Below are 18,730 nucleotides of genomic sequence, written 5' to 3'. Positions count from 1 at the left end.
TACCAGCATGAGCCTTGCCCACCCCGCGCAAGCGCAACACGAGTTGTCCATCAGCCGCCTGATCGACGCGCCACCGGCCAAGGTGTTCCGCGCCTGGACCGATCCCCAGTGGCTGATGCAGTGGTGGGGGCCGCACGGCATGACCACCCCGGAGTGCGAGATGCAGTTGTGGATCGGTGGCCTGTTCCGCACCCTGATGCGGGCGCCGGATGGCAGCGAGTACCCGAACCAGGGCGTGTTCCTGGAAATCGCCGCGCCTCGGCGGCTGGTGTTCACCGATGCCTTCGGCCCAGGCTGGGTGCCTTCGGACAAGGCTTTCATGACTGCCGTGATCAGTTTTGACGAGGAGCAGGGCAAAACCCGTTACACCGCCAGCGCCTGGCACTGGAACGCCGCCGATTGCCGCGCCCATGAGGAAATGGGCTTTCACCAGGGCTGGGGAGAAAGCCTGGACCGCCTGGTGGAGGTGGTGACCCAGCGGATGCCCGACTGATGACGGCACTGGCGCAAGTGCGTGCTGAGGTCGAGGCGGTCTACCGGAGCGAGTCACGGCGCATCCTGGCGACGCTGATCCGCCTGCTGGGTGATTTCGACCTGGCCGAGGAGGCCATGCACGACGCCTTCTTCATCGCCGTCGAGCGCTGGCAGCGCGACGGTATTCCCGATAACCCGCGGGCGTGGCTGGTCTCCACCGGCCGCTTCAAGGCCATCGATGCGCTGCGCCGGCGCGCCCGTTTCGACCGTTCCCAGGCGGACCTGAGCATGCAGCTCGACGGCCACGCGCAGGACCCAAGCGAAGAAGAGCTGTTGGCCGACGACCGTCTGCGGCTGATCTTCACCTGCTGCCACCCGGCGTTGTCCGCCGATGCCCAGGTACCGCTGACCCTGCGTGAAGTCTGCGACCTGACCACCGAGCAGATCGCTCGCGCTTTCCTGCAGAGCCCGGCCACCATCGCCCAGCGTATCGTGCGTGCCAAGGCCAAGATCCGTGATGCGGGCATCCCTTATCAGGTGCCGGAGCTCAGCGAACTGCCCGAGCGCCTGGAGAGCGTGCTGCGGGTGATCTACCTGGTGTTCAACGAGGGCTATTCGGCGTCGTCAGGCGAGGCGCTGTTGCAGCAGGAACTGAGCGATGAAGCCATTCGCCTGGCGCGGCTGCTGGTGCAATTGTTGCCCGACCCGGAGGCGGTCGGCCTGCTGGCCCTGATGTTGCTGCAGGCATCCCGGCAGCGGGCGCGTACCGATGGCCAGGGCAACCTGGTATTGCTCGAGCAGCAGGACCGTAGCCTGTGGGACCGGCGACGCATTGACGAAGGTTGCGAGCTGGTGCGCCAGGCCCTGCAAAGCCGCGCGTTCGGTGCGTATACCGTGCAGGCGGCGATAGCGGCGGTGCATGCCGAAGCGGCGACGGCGGAAGAGACCGACTGGGTGGAAATTGTCGGGCTGTATGACGTGCTCCAGCGGCATTGGCCGTCGGCGGTGGTGGAACTGAACAGGGCTGTTGCGTTGGCCAAGCGGGATGGGCCGGAGGTTGGCCTGCGGGAAGTCGACGGTATTCTGGCGAGGGGGGAGTTGCTGGACTATCACCTGGCACATGCGACGCGGGGCGAGCTGCATTACCAGCTGGGGCATATTGAAGAGGCCCGTGCGGCCTGGCGGCAGGCGCTGGCGCTGACCCGGCAGGAGCCGGAGCGCAGGCATATCGAGCGGCGGTTGCAGGCGATCGAATGATGTTGGCTGCGCCGGCCTCTTCGCGGGTAAACCCGCTCCCACAGGATTGCGTCACGGCTTGATGCTGTGAGGTCCATGTGGGAGCGGGTTTACCCGCGAAAGGGCCGGTACTGCCTGCATCAATCTTCAGCTAGCCACAAAATTCGGCGGCGACACCAGCTCGACGGTCTGCTGCTTGCGCGGTGCAAGGATCTCGGCCTCACCGGCAACCACCAGCTCATCATTCTGGTTGTACACATTGGTGGCGATGCGCACCTTGAACTTGGGCAGCTTCTCCAGGATTTCCAGGCGCACGGTCAGGGTATCGCCAATTTTCACCGGCTTCTGGAAGCTCATCTGCTGGCCCAGGTAGATAGTGCCAGGGCCAGGCAGGGTGCAGGCCACTGCAGCACTGATCAGCGCGCCGCTGAACATGCCGTGGGCAATGCGCTCGCGGAACATGCTCTTGGCAGCGAACTCGGCGTCCAGGTGTACCGGGTTGTGGTCACCGGACATCGCGGCGAACAACTGGATGTCGCGTTCTTCGACGGACTTCTTGTACTCGGCCTTGTCGCCGACTTCGAGGGCTTCGTAAGGCGTGTTGGTGACCTGGGACATCGGGGCTTCCTTAAGCGGTAGGCGAGGGCGGCTATCATTCACTGCGCACAGGGCGGCCTAGGGCCAGTGCCTGTTCGAGCCAGCCGAGGATATCGGCGGTGACCTCGTCACGGTTGGTTTCGTTGAGTACTTCGTGCCGCGCCTCAGGATAGACGCGCAGCTGTACATGTCGATTGCCGGTCGCGCGCAGGGCGTCGGCCAGAAGGGTGAGACGCTTGCCGGCACTGACCGGATCACATTCACCACCGATTACCAGCAGTGGCAGGTTCGGATCGATCTGCGCGAGGTTACTCGGCTGGCTGATCTGCGCCAAGCCTTGCAGCAGGTCGAGCCACAATTGATTGCTGCAGCGAAAGCCGCACAACGGGTCGTTGACGTACAGGTCGACCTGCGCCGGGTCGCGGCTGAGCCAGTCGAACGCCGTGCGGTTGGGCTTGAAAGCCTTGTTGAACGAGCCGAACGACAACCACTCTATCAACGCGCTCTTGCCCAGCGGCCCCTGGCGCCAGGCCTCCAGCCGGGCAATCAGCCGCGCCACGCGGTACAGCGCCGCCGGCTGGTAGTTGGAGCCGCTGAGGATCGCCCCCTGCAGGCTGCCACTGTGGTGCAGCAGGTAGGCCTGGGCGATGTAGCTGCCCATGCTGTGGCCGAACAGGAACAGCGGCGTGCCCGGGTATTGCTGGCCGATGTGCTGGGCCAGCAGCCCGAGGTCGTTGACTACGGCATTCCAGCCATGACTGCGGGCGAACAGGCCGAGGCTGCCCAGTTCGGCGGTGCGCCCATGGCCGCGCTGGTCGGCGGCGAACAGGGCGAAGCCGGCCTCGCTCAGGGCATGGCCCAGGTGCTGGTAGCGCCCGGCATGCTCGGCCATGCCGTGGGCCAGCAGGACCACGGCTTTTACCGGTTTGGCCGGCAACCATTGGTGCACATACAGGCTGCAGTGCTCGCTGGCGGGCAACCAGAAGGCGTCGTGAGGCATGGCGGGTCCTTGTGCGCACAGGTACCCGAACAGTGTATGCACAACCGACCGGATTGCAGGAAGAGCACAAATAAGATTCACAATGTTAATGGCGGCACTTGGCGTATATGCCGCCTTGGGCTTACCTGCTAACGTCGGGTCAACGCCTTTTCGCTTTCGGGCGGGCAGGTGAAAGGACTACAGGACTCGCAGCAGTCCAGGCAGAGGAACAATAATAAATGCAAGCCGACTTCTGGAATGACAAGCGCCCGGCGGGCGTGCCCTCCACCATCGACATCAATGCCTACACCTCGGTCGTCGAGGTGTTCGAGCGCTCCTGCAAACGTTTCGCCGACCGCCCGGCCTTCAGCAACCTGGGCGTGACCCTGACCTACGCAGAGCTGGAGCGCCAATCGGCGGCCTTCGCCGCCTGGCTGCAGCAGCACACCGACCTCAAGCCGGGCGACCGCATCGCGGTGCAGATGCCCAACGTGCTGCAATACCCCATCGCCGTGTTCGGTGCCCTGCGCGCAGGCCTGATCGTGGTCAACACCAACCCGCTGTATACCGAGCGCGAGATGCGCCACCAGTTCAAGGACAGCGGCGCGCGTGCGCTGGTGTACCTGAACATGTTCGGCAAGCGCGTGCAGGAGGTGTTGCCCGATACCGGCATCGAGTACCTGATCGAGGCCAGGATGGGCGACCTGCTGCCCACCGCCAAGGGCTGGCTGGTCAACACCGTGGTCGACAAAGTGAAGAAGATGGTCCCGGCCTATCAGCTGCCCCAGGCGGTGTCGTTCAAGCAGGTACTGCGTCAGGGCCGCGAGCTGTCGCACAAGCCGGTGCCGCTCAGCCTGGACGACACTGCCGTGCTGCAATACACCGGTGGCACCACCGGCCTGGCCAAGGGCGCCATGCTCACCCACGGCAACCTGGTGGCCAACATGCTGCAGGTGCTGGCCTGCTTCTCGCAGCACGGGCCGGACGGGCAGAAGCTGATCAAGGACGGCCAGGAGGTGATGATCGCGCCGCTGCCGCTTTACCATATCTATGCCTTTACCGCGAACTGCATGTGCATGATGGTCACCGGCAACCACAACGTGCTGATCACCAACCCGCGGGATATCTCCGGCTTCATCAAGGAGCTGGGCAAATGGCGTTTCTCCGCCTTGCTGGGCCTGAACACGCTATTCGTCGCACTGATGGACCACCCGGGCTTCCGCCAGCTCGACTTTTCGGCGCTGAAGGTCACCAACTCTGGCGGCACCGCGCTGGTCAAGGCCACGGCCGAGCGCTGGGAGGCGCTTACCGGTTGCCGCATCGTCGAAGGCTACGGCCTGACCGAAACCTCGCCGGTGGCCAGCACCAACCCCTATGGCCAGCTGGCGCGCCTGGGCACGGTGGGTATCCCGGTGGCGGGCACCGCCTTCAAGGTGATCGACGATGACGGCAACGAGCTACCGCTGGGCGAGCGGGGCGAGCTGTGCATCAAGGGCCCGCAGGTGATGAAAGGCTACTGGCAGCAGCCCGAGGCCACGGCCCAGGCCCTGGATGCGGAGGGCTGGTTCAAGACCGGCGACATCGCAGTGATCGACCCGGACGGCTTTACCCGCATCGTCGACCGCAAGAAGGACATGATCATCGTCTCGGGTTTCAACGTGTACCCCAACGAGATCGAGGATGTAGTGATGGGGCACCCCAAGGTTGCCAACTGTGCGGCCATCGGCGTGCCGGACGAGCGTTCCGGCGAGGCGGTCAAGTTGTTCGTGGTACCGCGTGAGGGCGGGCTGAGCGTGGATGAGCTGAAGGCCTACTGCAAGGCCAACTTCACCGGCTACAAGGTGCCCAAGCACATCGTGCTGCGTGAGTCGTTGCCAATGACGCCGGTGGGCAAGATCCTGCGGCGGGAGCTGCGCGACATAGCTTGAGACCGAGTTGGATTCTTCGCGGGTGAACCCGCTCCCACAGGGGCTTGCAGTTCTCAAGGCCTGTGCAGTACCTGTGTGGGAGCGGGTTCACCCGCGAATGCTTTCAAACCGCTCTAACAGGCTATTTACAGCCCGATCTGCGACATTTTGGATAAATACTCTAAAAATGACCTGTATTGTTCATTGAGTCATTTTTGTGACCGTGAGGCCTGTTTTGGCCTCTAGGCGACCCCTGGCAAAGCTGTTACTCTCGGCCCGCTTTCAGATGATCCGGTTTGCAATGAGCCGTCATCACATATCAATAATAAGCGCATCGACGCGTGAATCGAACTTCGCTGTTGCTGAAGGAGTGGGCTTCCATGATCGAACATTTTTGGAAGGATAAGTACCCAGCCGGGATTACGGCGGAAATCAATCCTGACGAATTCCCCAATATCCAGGCGGTACTCAAGCAATCCTGCCAACGCTTTGCCGACAAACCGGCCTTTAGCAACCTGGGCAAGACTATCACTTATGGCGAGCTGTATGCGCTGTCGGGGGCGTTTGCCGCCTGGCTGCAGCAGCATACCGACCTCAAGCCAGGTGACCGCATTGCCGTGCAACTGCCTAACGTATTGCAATACCCGGTGGCGGTATTCGGTGCCATGCGTGCCGGGCTGATCGTGGTCAATACCAACCCGCTGTACACCGCACGGGAAATGGAACATCAGTTCAACGACTCGGGCGCCAAGGCGCTGGTGTGCCTGGCCAACATGGCCCACCTGGCCGAGAAGGTGGTGCCCAAGACTCAGGTCAGGCATTTCATCGTCACCGAAGTGGCCGACCTGCTGCCGCCGCTCAAGCGCCTGCTGATCAACAGTGTGATCAAGTACGTGAAGAAGATGGTGCCGGCCTATAATCTGCCGCAGGCCGTGCGCTTCAACGACGCACTGGCGCTGGGCAAGGGCCAGCCGGTGACCGAGGCCAACCCGCAGGCCAACGATGTGGCGGTGCTGCAATACACCGGTGGTACCACCGGCGTGGCCAAGGGCGCGATGCTGACCCACCGCAACCTGGTGGCCAACATGCTGCAGTGCCGGGCGCTGATGGGCTCCAACCTGCACGAAGGCTGCGAAATCCTCATCACGCCGCTGCCGCTGTACCACATCTATGCCTTTACCTTCCATTGCATGGCGATGATGCTGATCGGCAACCACAACGTGCTGATCAGCAACCCGCGTGACCTGCCGGCCATGGTCAAGGAGCTGGGCAAGTGGAAGTTCAGTGGCTTCGTCGGCCTCAATACCTTGTTCGTTGCCTTGTGCAACAACGAGGCGTTCCGGGCCCTGGACTTCTCGGCGCTGAAGATCACCCTGTCCGGCGGCATGGCCCTGCAGCTGAGCGTGGCCGAGCGCTGGAAGGCCGTGACCGGTTGCGCCATCTGCGAAGGCTATGGCATGACCGAGACCAGCCCGGTGGCCGCGGTGAACCCGTCGGAGGCCAACCAGGTTGGCACTATCGGTATTCCGGTACCCTCGACCCTGTGCAAGGTGATCGACGACGCCGGCAACGAACTGCCGCTGGGCGAAGTTGGTGAGCTGTGCATCAAGGGCCCTCAGGTGATGAAGGGCTACTGGCAGCGCGAGGATGCCACTGCGGAGATCCTCGACAGCAATGGCTGGCTGAAGACCGGTGACATCGCGGTGATCCAGGCGGATGGCTACATGCGCATTGTCGACCGCAAGAAGGACATGATCCTGGTCTCGGGCTTCAACGTGTACCCCAACGAGCTGGAAGATGTGCTGGCGGCCCTGCCAGGCGTGCTGCAGTGCGCGGCCATCGGCGTACCGGACGAGAAGTCCGGTGAAGTGATCAAGGTGTTCATCGTGGTCAAGCCGGGCATGACCGTGACCAAGGAGCAGGTGATGGAGCACATGCGTGCCAACGTCACCGGCTACAAGGTCCCGCGCCAGATCGAGTTCCGCGACGCGTTGCCGACCACCAACGTTGGCAAGATCCTGCGCCGTGAACTGCGCGATGAAGAGCTGAAGAAGCAGGGCTTGAAGAAGATCGCCTGATCTTCTGAATCACTGCTGGCTTTACCGGCCCCTTCGCGGGTGAACCCGCTCCCACAGGTTCTGTGCAACTCTCAAGGGTTGTGCAATACCTGTGGGAGCGGGTTTACCCGCGAAGAGGCCGGTAAAATCAGCGCAGTTTCTCCAGCATCTGGTAGTACCACATCCCCGCCGCCAGCAGCGGATTCCCCAGCAAGTCCCCCATCGGCACCCGCACATGCTTGCACTGGGCAAAGGTGTCGAACTTCTCCAGCGTCCCGGTCAACGCCTCGGCCATGATCTCGCCCATGATGTGGCTGGTGGCAATCCCGTGCCCCGAATAACCCTGGCAATACCACACGTTCTCCGACAGCTTGCCCAGCTGCGGGATGCGGTTGACCACGATGCCCATGGCGCAGCTCCACTGGAACTCGATCGGCACCCCTTTCAATGCCGGGAAGGTGCGCTCGATGCACGGGCGCAGTTCGCCTTCGATATCCCGTGAATCACGGCCGGAATAGTTGGCGCCACCGCCGAACAGCAGGCGCTTGTCGGCGGTCAGGCGGTAGTAGTCGAGCACGAAGCGGCAGTCGTATACCGCCAGGTCCTGCGGGTTGATCTGGTCGGCCAGCTCCCCCAGCGGTGCGGTGGTGACGATGCCGCCCATGGCCGGGAATATCTTGCCCTTGAGCTGGCGCTTTTCCAGTTTGTGGTACACATCGCCGGCCAGCATCACCTGGCGCGCCTCGACCCGCCCGTGCGCGGTGACCACCGCCGGGCGCGGGCCGTGGACGATCTCCAGCACTTCGGAGTTCTCGAAAATCAGCGCCCCCAGGCCATGGGCAGCACGGGCCTCGCCCAGGCACAGGTTGAGCGGGTGCAGGTGCAGGTTGCGCAGGTTCTTCAGCGCGCCCAGGTACAACGGGCTTTGCAGGTGCTCGGCCATGCCGGCGCGGTCCAGCAGTTGCACCTCCTCGCTCATGCCCCGGCGCTGGGCCTCGGCTTCGAATGCGCGCAGCTCGTCCATGTGCGAGGGCTTCATCGCCGCATGCAGGTGGCCGCGCTTGAGGTCGCAGTCGATGCCGTAGCGCGCCACGCGCTGCTCGATCACCTGGTGGCCGCGCCAACGCAAGTGCCAGATGAAGTCATCGACCTCGGCACCCAGGCGGTTGCGCATCTGCGAGCGCATGGCTTCATCGCCCGACAGGCTGCCGGTAACCTGGCCACCGTTGCGCCCGCTGGCACCCCAGCCGATACGGTTGGTTTCGACGATGGCCACCTTCAGGCCGCGCTCGGCCAGTTCCACCGCCGTGGCGACGCCGGTGAAGCCGCCGCCGATGATCGCCACATCCACCTGTACCGTGCCCTTGAGCTGCGGGTACTCGGTGTGGTCGTTGAGGGTGGCGCTGTAGTAGGACGGCGCGCGCTGCGCCGGGCCCTTGTTCAATGCTGCATTCATGAGGGTTCCTTGTAATCTGGGGCTCAGGCCTGGTGCAGGTACCAGCGCCAGTCCTGCTCGCTGACTTCGGCCATGAACTGGCGGTACTCGGCGCGCTTGACCTTCAGGTACACGCCAAGGAAGTCCTCGCCCAGTGCTTCGCGAGCCCAGCTGGAGTGCTGCAGTGCGTCGAGTGCAGTCAGCCAGTCGGTGGGCAGGTGTTCGGTGGCCTGGGCATAGCCGTTGCCTTCCACCGGTGCCCCCGGGTCCAGCTGTTCGCGGATGCCCCGGTGGCTGGCGGCAAGGATCGCCGCAGCGGCCAGGTAGGGGTTGGCATCGGCGCCGCAGATGCGGTGCTCCACATGCCGGCTGTTGGCCGGGCCGCCAGGTATGCGCAGGCTCACGGTGCGGTTGTCGACGCCCCAGGTTGGCGCCAGCGGGGCATAGCTGTTGGCCTGGAAGCGGCGGAACGAGTTGGCGTTGGGGCAGAACAGCAGCAGCGAGTCGCGCAGGTGGCGCAGCATGCCGGCCACGGCCTGGCGCAGCAGCGGGGTGCCGGCCTTGTCTTCACTGGCGAACAGGTTGTTGCCGGCGCTGTCGGCAAGGCTCAGGTGCATGTGCATGCCGGTACCGGCCAGTTGCGCGAACGGCTTGGCCATGAAGCAGGCCTGCATGCCATGGGCGTGGGCAATACCTTTGACCAGGCGTTTGTAGCGCACGGCCTGGTCCATCGCCTGCAGGGCGTCGCCGTGCTCAAGGGTGATTTCCACCTGGCCGGGGGCGTATTCCGAAATCGCCGTGCGCGCCGGGATGCCCTGGGCCTTGCAGGCGGCGTAGAGGTCGGCGAGGAACGGCTCGATCTGCTCCAGTTCGCGCAGGCCATATACCTGGGTGGTGCGTGGGCGGCCGCCGTCGTTGTCCAGTGCCGGTTGCGGGCGGCCTTGGGCATCAGGTTTCTGGTCGAGCAGGTAGAACTCCAGCTCGCACGCCATCACCGGATGGTAGCCGTCGGCCTTCAATGCTTCGATGGTACGCAGCAGCACGTGGCGCGGGTCGGCGACGCTGGCCGGCAGGCCTTCGTTCGGGTGCATGCTCACCTGCACTGCGGCAGTCGGCACCCGGCGCCAGGGCAGGCGCACCAGGCTGCCTTCAAGCGGGTAGGCGCGGCAGTCGATATCGCCCACGTCCCACACCAGGCCGGAGTTTTCCACGTCGTCGCCGTTCAGGGTCAGGCCGAGAATGGTGCTGGGCAGCGGCCGGCCGGTCTGATACACGGCCAGCAGTTCCTCGCGGTGTAGCAGCTTGCCGCGCGGTACGCCGTTGGCGTCGAGGATGAACAGTTCGAACAGCTCGATATCGGGGTTGTCGGCCAGAAAACGGCTGGCCTGCTCTACGGGTGCAAAGTGCATGTTGGATTCGCTCGCGGATGCACGGGCCACCGCGCATGCAGGCGGCCCGGCTGAGTCAAACGGCCAGACGATGGCCGGGTTTGGTCACAAAGGCGAGAGTGGGAAATCCGGTGGGCGTGCGTGACGGCAGTGCCACAGGGCCCAGAAGGCGAGGATGATGTGGACCAGCGGATTTTCACCGGCACGGCGCCTGGCCTTCGCTTGCGAAGGGCGGGACGACGGTGGGGCGATGGGCTGGACGGGAGTCATGCCTTTGATACTCACATGCGGCGTAAGGTTGATTAAAGCAGTGAATGGCAACCTTTACATCGCATTTGGCTAAACATATGTGCTGTTGCAACTGGCCTCTTCGCGGGTGAACCCGCTCCCACAGGATCGCATCGAGGCTGAGAGCTGTGGGGTACCCGCGAAGAGGCCGGCACAGGCAGCAGAAACCCGGCAAATCTGCGACAATCGCGCATCCTTCGAATGCCGATCATGAAAAAGCAGGCCCACCTGCATCACTAAAAAGCCCCATGACTGACCACGCCATCGACAAACTGCTGCAAAACCTCGACCACGCCATGATCGCCGACCGCCATCGCCTGCGCCGGCAATTGCACGAACTGCGCAAGCGCCCCGACGAGGCCAAGCTGGCGCAGTGGGTGGAAAAGGTCCAGGCGTCCTGTGCCCAGGTCACTGCGCGCCAGCAGAGCGTGCCGACCGTGCGCTACGACGACAGCCTGCCGATCGCTGCCAAGCGTGACGAAATCAAGAAGGCCCTGGCCGAGCACCAGGTGCTGGTGATCGCCGGCGAAACCGGTTCTGGCAAGACCACCCAGCTGCCGAAGATCTGCCTGGAACTGGGCCGTGGCAGCCATGGCCTGATCGCCCACACCCAGCCCCGCCGCATCGCCGCGCGCAGTGTTGCCGCGCGGGTTGCCGAAGAGCTGGGTACGCCCCTGGGCGGGCTGGTCGGCTACCAGGTGCGCTTCGAGGACCAGAGCGACGCCAATACCTTGGTCAAGCTGATGACCGACGGTATCCTGCTGGCCGAAACCCAGCACGACCGCTTCCTCGAGCGCTACGACACGATCATCGTCGACGAAGCCCACGAACGCAGCCTCAACATCGACTTCCTGCTCGGTTACCTGAAGACCCTGCTGCACCGTCGTCCGGACCTGAAACTCATCATCACCTCGGCGACCATCGACCTTGAGCGTTTCTCCCAACACTTCGACGGTGCGCCGATCATCGAGGTGTCCGGGCGTACCTTCCCGGTGGAAACCTGGTACCGCCCGCTGACCAGCGAGCAGGACGAGGAGGGCAACCAGATCGAGGACGACCTCACCGTCGATCAGGCCATTGTCGCGACCCTGGACGAACTGTCGCAGCACGAGCGCAGCGAGGGCAAGGGCCCCGGCGATGTGCTGATCTTCCTCCCGGGCGAGCGCGAGATCCGCGATGCCGCCGAGATCCTGCGCAAGGCGCAACTGCGCCACACCGAGATCCTGCCGCTGTACGCACGCCTGTCGCCGGCCGAGCAGCAGCGCATCTTCCAGCCGCACACCGGGCGCCGTGTGGTGCTGGCCACCAACGTTGCGGAAACCTCGCTGACCGTGCCGGGCATCCGCTATGTGATCGACACCGGTACCGCGCGCATCAGCCGCTACAGCTACCGCGCCAAGGTCCAGCGCCTGCCCATCGAGGCGGTGTCGCAGGCCAGCGCCAACCAGCGTAAAGGCCGCTGTGGCCGGGTCGAGCCGGGCATCTGCGTGCGCCTGTACAGCGAAGAGGATTTCAACAGCCGGCCGGCGTTCACCGACCCGGAAATCCTGCGCACCAACCTGGCGGCAGTGATTCTGCAGATGCTGCACCTGCGCCTGGGCGCAATCGACGCCTTCCCGTTCATCGAGCCGCCGGATGGCAAGGCCATCAGCGACGGGTTCAACCTGTTGCAGGAGCTGTCGGCGGTCAACCGCGAGAACCAGCTGACGCCGATCGGTCGCCAGCTGGCGCGCCTGCCGATCGACCCGCGGCTGGGCCGCATGCTGCTCGAAGGCGCCCGCCTGGGCAGCCTGCAGGAAGTGCTGATCGTCACCAGTGCGCTGTCGGTGCAAGACCCGCGCGAACGCCCGCCGGAGCGCCAGCAGGCCGCTGACCAGGCACACGCGCAATGGAAGGATGTGGACTCCGACTTCGCCGCGCTGGTCAACCTGTGGCGTGGCTTCGAGGAGCAACGTCAGGCGCTGACCGCCAACCCGCTGCGCAACTGGTGCCGCAAGAACTTCCTGAACTACCTGCGCCTGCGCGAATGGCGCGATGCCCATCGCCAGCTTGCGCTGATCTGCCGTGACCTGCAGTTGACGGTGAACAAAGAACCGTGCGACTACCAGAAGATGCACAAGGCCATTCTCAGTGGTCTGCTCAGCCAGATCGGCCAGAAGACCGAAGAAGGCGACTACCAGGGGGCGCGGCAGCGGCGCTTCTGGGTACACCCATCGTCTGGCCTGGGGCGCAAGCGCCCGCAGTGGGTGATGGCCGCCGAACTGGTCGAGACCACCAAGCTGTACGCACGCATGGTGGCCAAGATCGAACCGGACTGGATCGAACCGCTGGCCGGCCACCTGGTCAAGAAGAACCACTTCGAGCCGCACTGGGAGAAGAAGCGCGGGCAAGTGGTGGCCTATGAACAGATCACCCTGTACGGCCTGATCCTGGTTGGTCGCCGCCCGGTGCATTTCGGCCCGATCGACCCGGTCACCTCACGCGAGCTGTTCATCCGCGAAGGCCTGGTGGGTGGCGAAATCCAGTCGCGGGCCAAGTGCCTGGCGGCCAACAAGCGACTGCTGGAAACCCTCGACGAACTCGAAGCCAAGGCCCGTCGGCGCGACATCCTGGCTGACGAAGAAACGCTGTACGCCTTCTACGAAGCGCGCCTGCCAGCGGAAATCCACCAGACCGCGACCTTCGACGCCTGGTACCGCATGGGCAGCCAGAAGGACGCCAACCTGCTGATCATGCGCGAGGAAGACGTTCTGGCGCGTGAGGCCAGCGAAGTGACCGCTGCGCAGTACCCCGACAGCCTGCAAGTGGGTGAATTGCGCCTGCCGCTGAGCTACCACTTCGAGCCCGGCCACCCGCGTGACGGCGTGACCGTGCGGGTGCCAGCGCCGCTGTTGCCGAGCCTGCCGGGCGAGCGCCTGGAGTGGCTGGTGCCAGGCCTGTTGGAAGCCAAGTGCGTGGCGCTGGTGCGCAACCTGCCCAAGGCCTTGCGCAAGAACTTCGTGCCGGTGCCGGACTTCGTCAAGGCCTCGCTGGCGCGCATGACCTTCGGCCAGGGCGCATTGCCGCAGGCCCTGGGGCAGGAGCTGCTGCGCATGACCGGTGCCCGTGTGCCCGATGAGGCCTGGGACGAGTCGGTCAACCTGGTCGAAGGCCACCTGCGCATGAACATCGAAGTGGTCGATGGCCAGGGCAAGTTCCTCGGTGAAGGCCGCGACCTGGCCGAGCTGACCGCGCGCTTTGCCGCCGCCAGCCAGGCAGCGCTGGCCGTGCCGCGTGACGCCAAGAGCGAGCAGCCGGTACAGGCCAAGGCCTTCAGCGAGGTCAAGCAGACCGCGCAGCAGAAGATCGCCGGCCTGTCGATGACCGTGTACCCGGCGCTGGTGGAAGAGGGCGGCACCGTGCGCGAAGGGCGCTTCTCGACCCAGGCCGAAGCCGAGTTCCAGCACCGCCGCGCCTTGCAGCGCCTGTTGCTGCAGCAGCTGGCCGAGCCGGCCAAGTACCTGCGCGGCAAGCTGCCAGGGCTTACCGAACTGGGCCTGCTGTACCGTGAAATGGGCCGGGTCGAGGCGCTGGTCGAGGATATTCTGCTGGCCAGCCTGGACAGCTGCATCCTTGAAGGCGAACAGCCGTTGCCACGTGATGGTGCGGCCCTGGCTGGCCTGGCCGAACGCAAGCGCGGCAGCTGGGCCGAGCATGCCGAGCGCCTGGCACGGCAGACGTTGGAAGTGCTGAAGCTGTGGCATGGGCTGCAGAAGCGCTTCAAGGGCAAGATCGACCTGAGCCAGGCGGTGGCGTTGAACGATATCAAGCAACAGCTCGGCAACCTGGTGTACCCGGGCTTCGTCCGCGAAACCCCGGGGAGCTGGTTCAAGGAGCTGCCGCGTTACCTCAAGGCGGTGGAGCTGCGCCTGGAGAAGCTGGGTTCGCAGGTGCAGAAGGACCGGGTGTGGAGTGGTGAACTGGCCAACCTGTGGGCGCAGTACAAGGCCCGTGCCGACAAGCATGCCCAGGAAGGCAAGCGTGATGAGCAGCTGACCCTGTATCGCTGGTGGCTGGAGGAATACCGGGTTTCGCTGTTTGCCCAGCAGTTGGGGACCAAGGTGCCGATTTCCGACAAGCGATTGAGCAAGCAATGGAGCCAGGTGGAGGGCTAAACTTCCACAGTTGTGGCAATATTGATGCAATTTGGGGCTGCTTGGCGGCCCTTCGCGGGTACCACAGTGTTCTCAGGAGCAACGCGATCCCTGTGGGAGCGGGCGTGCCCGCGAACGAGGGCGCAGCCCTCGCCCTTAAATTGGCACTAAAGTGCCATTAACCTGTCATGTTTCCCAGCCAGCGCCCCGTGGCGATGGCCTTTGACCAGAGGAACGACCGTGCATAACGTCGTGATCAGCGGCACCGGCCTGTACACCCCGGCCCAGAGCATTTCCAACGAAGAACTGGTGGCTTCCTTCAACGCCTGGTCGCAGCAGTTCAACCAGGACAACGCTGCTGCCATCGAGCGCGCTGAAGTCGAAGCAGCGCCGCTGTCCGACGCGGCGTTCATCGAAAAGGCCTCGGGCATCAAGAGCCGCTTCGTCATGGACAAGGCTGGCATCCTCGACCCGCAGCGCATGAAACCACGCCTGCCAGAGCGCTCCAACGACGAGCCGTCGGTGCTTTGCGAAATGGCCGTGGCTGCCGCCCGCCAGGCCCTGGAGCGCGCCGGTCGCACCGCCGCCGATGTCGATGGGGTGATCGTCGCCTGCTCCAACCTGCAGCGCCCGTACCCGGCCATTGCCATCGAAGTGCAGCAGGCGCTGGGCATCCAGGGCTTTGCCTTCGACATGAACGTGGCCTGCTCGTCGGCCACTTTCGGCATCCAGACCGCCGCCAACAGCGTGGCCCTGGGCCAGGCGCGTGCGGTGCTGATGGTCAACCCGGAGGTGTGCACCGGCCACCTGAACTTCCGTGACCGCGACAGCCATTTCATCTTTGGCGATGCTGCCACTGCGGTATTGCTCGAACGTGCCGACAAGGCCACTTCGGCGCACCAGTTCGACATCGTCAGCAGCAAGTTGTGGACCGAGTTCTCCAACAACATCCGCAACAACTTCGGCTTCCTCAACCGCGCGGCGGAAGAGGGCGAGGGTGCAGCGGACAAGCTGTTCATCCAGGAAGGCCGCAAGGTGTTCCGCGAAGTGTGCCCGAAGGTGGCCGAACTGATCGGTGAGCACCTGCAGGAAAACGGGCTGCAGCCCAGCGATGTGAAACGCTTCTGGCTGCACCAGGCCAACCTCAGCATGAACCACCTGATCGTCAAGAAGTTGCTGGGACGTGAAGTGGCCGAGGAGGATGCACCGGTGATTCTCGACCGTTACGCCAACACCAGTTCGGCGGGTTCGGTGATTGCCTTCCACCTGTACCAGGACGACCTGCCCAAGGGCTCGCTGGGGGTGTTGAGCTCGTTTGGTGCGGGGTATTCGATTGGTAGCGTGATTCTGCGCAAGCGCTGATTTATCTGGCGCCTGTACCGGCCTCTTCGCGGGCTTGCCCGCTCCCACAGGGACACCACAGCATTCGAAACTGTGATATCCCCTGTGGGAGCGGGTTTACCCGCGAAGAGGCCGGCGCATTTCTGCCAGGCAAAAAAAGCGGGAAACGCCGGATGGGGTCGGCATTTCCCGCTTCAGGTGACGCAGCGCAGGGTATCGCTTAGAACTTGGCTTCCAGGTCTACCTGCAGGGTATCTACATCGGCATCGCTGTTGGGCAATTGCGACAGATCGGTCTTGGCCATCAGGTAGGCCGCGCCCAGGGAGAAGTTCTTGTCGATTTCATAGCCGACCTTGAACTTGTGCCCGCGCGAACCGGTAAAGCCGTTGCCAAAGTCGGAGTCGGTGAACAGGCTGACCACCGCGTTACGCTGCACGTCGCGGTAGTTGTAGTCCAGGCTCCAGGCGCCGACCTTGGTTTTCAGGCCCGCCAGCCAGGCCTGGTCTTCGCCATCGGTGCTTTCGGTGTTCTTCACGTACTGGCCATACGCAGACAGCGGGATGGCAAAGCCGGTGAAGTCCAGCTGGCCGAAGCCTTCCACCAGGTTGAACTCGTTGGTGGTGTTGCCGAACGACTGCAGAATGGTTGCTTCCTTGTCGTTGTCGTAGCCATAGATACTGGCACCGACGGTCAGCTTGAGCACATCTGCCGGTGCGAACTTGGCGCCCAGCTGGCCGTGATAGACCTGTGCGTCATGCTTGTATTGCACACCGTCGCCATCGACGTTGTCCTTGAGGGTGTACTGACCGGCGCTGGCGAACACTTCGGCCCCGCCCAGGTCGGTCTTGTAGGTGGCTGCCACGCCTTCCGGGTTGATGTCGCTGTCCCAGATGATGTCGCCCATGCTCACCCATGGCTGCGCCATCTTGCCGCCAATCAGGTGCAGGTTGGGAACGGCGGTCGGGTGCCAGTCGAGGTAGGCCTGGTCGACCCACAGTGACTTCTTGTCGAAGTAGTTGTCGAAGCTCTGGTTGGTCGAGCGGCGATCGGCGCTGCTGCCAGTGGCGATACGGATGCCGGCGTCGACCTGCGGGTTGATTTCGCTGTAGAAGCCGACACGGGCACGCACGCGCTGGCGGTCCTGGTTGCCGCTGCTGCTGTTCGGGTTGTCGACGTTGACGTCTTCGTAACGCAGGCGCACATCACCCTTGACCTGGGTCTTGGCGGCCCATGCCACTTTCTGTTCAAAGGAGCTCATCCGGTCGGACTGAGCTTTCTGAGCGGCCTTTTCCTTGGTTTCTTGAGCCAGGTCCGCCTGCAGTTCGTTGTACTGCGCCTGGTTGATCGAGCCGTTGGCGCGGAGCATTTCGAGCAGCTTGGCGTCGACAGCTGCACTGGCCGGAGTACTCAGAGCCAGCATCATGCCGGTGAGGCTCACTCCGGTAAGTGTAGAAACAAGACGCATAAGGTTCTCCCTGTTGAATAAGATGGGGGAGGCTCAAGCGCCCGCCCCTGTATTGGCATGTCTTCGGAAAGGGCCTGAATAGACAGGTTCTGGGGTTCCGGAAAACAGGCGCAAGTATTGCGGGGGCGAGTGACAGATTAATGTCGAATTAGTGGCACTGCTGTTAAGTAATTGAGAATGAAAGGATCTGTCCCGGCTATCGTGATTTGAGTGGCGGGCCTTCCTTGGGGATACTGGGTACCTTGAAACAGCGAGCCAGAACCGTGACCAGCCTGTACAGCCTTGCCCATTTGCGTGATCTTCCGGCGGCCACCTGGGATGCCCTGGTGCCGGCCGGCCAACCGTTCCTGCGCCATGCGTTTCTCAGCGCCATGGAGGACAGCGGCAGCGTCGCGCGCAACACCGGCTGGGCTGCCGAGCACCTGGTGCTGGAACGTGACGGGCAGGTACGGGCGCTGCTGCCGGCGTACCGCAAATGGCACTCGTTTGGCGAATACGTGTTCGACCATGGCTGGGCCGATGCCTGTGAGCGGGCCGGCATTGCCTACTACCCCAAGCTGCTCGGTGCCGTGCCGTTCAGCCCGGTCAGCGGCCCGCGCCTGCTCGCCGCCGACCCAGCCGATGGCCTGCTGGTGCTGCAGGCGTTACCGGAGTACCTGGGCAAGGGCGGGCTGTCTGGCGCGCACATCAATTTCACTGACCCGGCGCTGGACGAACAGCTCGCTGGCCAGCCAGGCTGGATGGAGCGCCTGGGCTGCCAGTTCCATTGGCGCAATCACGGCTACCGCGACTTCCTGGATTTCCTCGACAGCCTCAGTTCACGCAAGCGCAAGCAAATGCGCAAGGAACGTGAACAGGTAGCCGGGCAGGGTATCGATTTTCGTTGGTACCGCGGGGCTGAGCTGGACCAGGCGCAGTGGGATTTCGTCTACCGCTGCTACGCCAACACCTATGCGGTGCGCCGCCGTGCGCCCTACCTGACCCGCGAATTCTTCAGCCTGCTGGCCGAGCGCATGCCCGAGGCGCTACGCGTGGTGATGGCGCGCCAGGGCGGGCGTGATGTGGCCATGGCCTTGAGCCTGGTGGGTGGCGACAGCCTGTTCGGTCGTTACTGGGGTTGCCTGGATGAATTCGACCGGCTGCATTTCGAGACCTGTTTCTACCAGGGCATGGACTTTGCCATTGCCGAGGGTTTGCAGCGTTTCGATGCCGGGGCGCAGGGCGAGCACAAGTTGATTCGCGGGTTCGAGCCGGTGCTGACGCGGTCATGGCACTACCTGCTGCACCCGGGGCTGCGGCGGGCGGTGGAGGATTTTCTGGTGCAGGAGCGGGACGGGGTGCGGGCGTATGCCGAGGAGGCCAGGGGGATGCTGCCCTATCGCCGGGACTGAGGGGTTTGGGTTGCCTTTGCCGGCCTCTTCGCGGGTAAA

12 protein-coding genes are annotated in these 18,730 nt (G+C 63.9%); 7 read left to right on the top strand and 5 right to left on the bottom strand.

Going from position 1 to position 18,730, the window contains the following annotated elements:
- The first annotated feature begins 7 nt into the window (after nucleotides 1–7).
- On the top strand, nucleotides 8–493 hold the full coding sequence (locus R9B85_RS05610; protein WP_313855952.1) for an SRPBCC family protein: 486 nt from the start codon (nucleotides 8–10) through the stop codon (nucleotides 491–493).
- A complete protein-coding gene (locus R9B85_RS05605; protein ID WP_207876902.1) occupies nucleotides 493–1,731 on the top strand; it encodes an RNA polymerase sigma factor in 1,239 nt (412 codons plus the stop codon). The genes R9B85_RS05610 and R9B85_RS05605 overlap by 1 nt, the downstream gene beginning before the upstream one ends.
- 126 nt (nucleotides 1,732–1,857) lie before the next feature.
- On the opposite strand, the gene R9B85_RS05600 is transcribed toward R9B85_RS05605, so the two are convergent.
- On the bottom strand, nucleotides 1,858–2,328 hold the full coding sequence (locus R9B85_RS05600) for a MaoC family dehydratase (protein ID WP_112253214.1): 471 nt from the start codon (nucleotides 2,326–2,328) through the stop codon (nucleotides 1,858–1,860).
- A gap of 34 nt (nucleotides 2,329–2,362) precedes the next feature.
- The gene (locus R9B85_RS05595) at nucleotides 2,363–3,307 is read right to left on the bottom strand and encodes a lysophospholipase (RefSeq protein WP_423770890.1); all 945 of its coding nucleotides are present in this window, start codon (nucleotides 3,305–3,307) and stop codon (nucleotides 2,363–2,365) included.
- Nucleotides 3,308–3,525: 218 nt separating this feature from the next.
- Here R9B85_RS05595 and fadD2 point away from each other — a divergent pair, with 218 nt between their 5' ends.
- Both fadD2 and fadD1 read left to right on the top strand, forming a co-directional pair.
- Complete coding sequence (fadD2, locus tag R9B85_RS05590; RefSeq protein WP_112253212.1) at nucleotides 3,526–5,214, top strand: long-chain-fatty-acid--CoA ligase FadD2; 1,689 nt, start codon at nucleotides 3,526–3,528, stop codon at nucleotides 5,212–5,214.
- A 359-nt stretch (nucleotides 5,215–5,573) separates the two neighbouring features.
- Nucleotides 5,574–7,271: a long-chain-fatty-acid--CoA ligase FadD1 gene (fadD1, locus tag R9B85_RS05585; RefSeq protein ID WP_423770889.1), complete on the top strand. Its 1,698-nt coding sequence runs from the start codon at nucleotides 5,574–5,576 to the stop codon at nucleotides 7,269–7,271.
- Between the two features lie 127 nt (nucleotides 7,272–7,398).
- Here fadD1 and R9B85_RS05580 read toward each other — a convergent pair whose 3' ends face one another.
- Nucleotides 7,399–8,706: an NAD(P)/FAD-dependent oxidoreductase gene (locus R9B85_RS05580; protein WP_207876900.1), complete on the bottom strand. Its 1,308-nt coding sequence runs from the start codon at nucleotides 8,704–8,706 to the stop codon at nucleotides 7,399–7,401.
- 23 nt (nucleotides 8,707–8,729) lie between these two features.
- Nucleotides 8,730–10,094, bottom strand: a complete 1,365-nt coding sequence (locus R9B85_RS05575) for a glutamine synthetase family protein (RefSeq protein WP_112253209.1) — start codon at nucleotides 10,092–10,094, stop codon at nucleotides 8,730–8,732.
- A gap of 515 nt (nucleotides 10,095–10,609) precedes the next feature.
- On the opposite strand from R9B85_RS05575, the gene hrpA reads away from it, so the two are divergent.
- Nucleotides 10,610–14,515 (top strand): ATP-dependent RNA helicase HrpA, encoded by a 3,906-nt coding sequence (gene hrpA, locus R9B85_RS05570; protein ID WP_423770888.1) that lies wholly within the window; start codon nucleotides 10,610–10,612, stop codon nucleotides 14,513–14,515.
- A 219-nt stretch (nucleotides 14,516–14,734) separates the two neighbouring features.
- A complete protein-coding gene (locus R9B85_RS05565; RefSeq protein ID WP_215521073.1) occupies nucleotides 14,735–15,856 on the top strand; it encodes a beta-ketoacyl-ACP synthase III in 1,122 nt (373 codons plus the stop codon).
- 199 nt (nucleotides 15,857–16,055) lie between these two features.
- On the opposite strand, the gene R9B85_RS05560 is transcribed toward R9B85_RS05565, so the two are convergent.
- Nucleotides 16,056–17,300: a putative porin gene (locus tag R9B85_RS05560; protein ID WP_114168310.1), complete on the bottom strand. Its 1,245-nt coding sequence runs from the start codon at nucleotides 17,298–17,300 to the stop codon at nucleotides 16,056–16,058.
- A gap of 263 nt (nucleotides 17,301–17,563) precedes the next feature.
- Here R9B85_RS05560 and R9B85_RS05555 point away from each other — a divergent pair, with 263 nt between their 5' ends.
- Nucleotides 17,564–18,691 (top strand): GNAT family N-acetyltransferase, encoded by a 1,128-nt coding sequence (locus R9B85_RS05555; protein WP_252379255.1) that lies wholly within the window; start codon nucleotides 17,564–17,566, stop codon nucleotides 18,689–18,691.
- Nucleotides 18,692–18,730 lie beyond the last annotated feature (39 nt).

Source organism: Pseudomonas sp. NLJ1 (genome assembly GCF_049486705.1).
Classification (GTDB): Bacteria; Pseudomonadota; Gammaproteobacteria; order Pseudomonadales; family Pseudomonadaceae; genus Aquipseudomonas; species Aquipseudomonas inefficax.
This window is presented reverse-complemented; position numbering and strand designations above follow the sequence as displayed.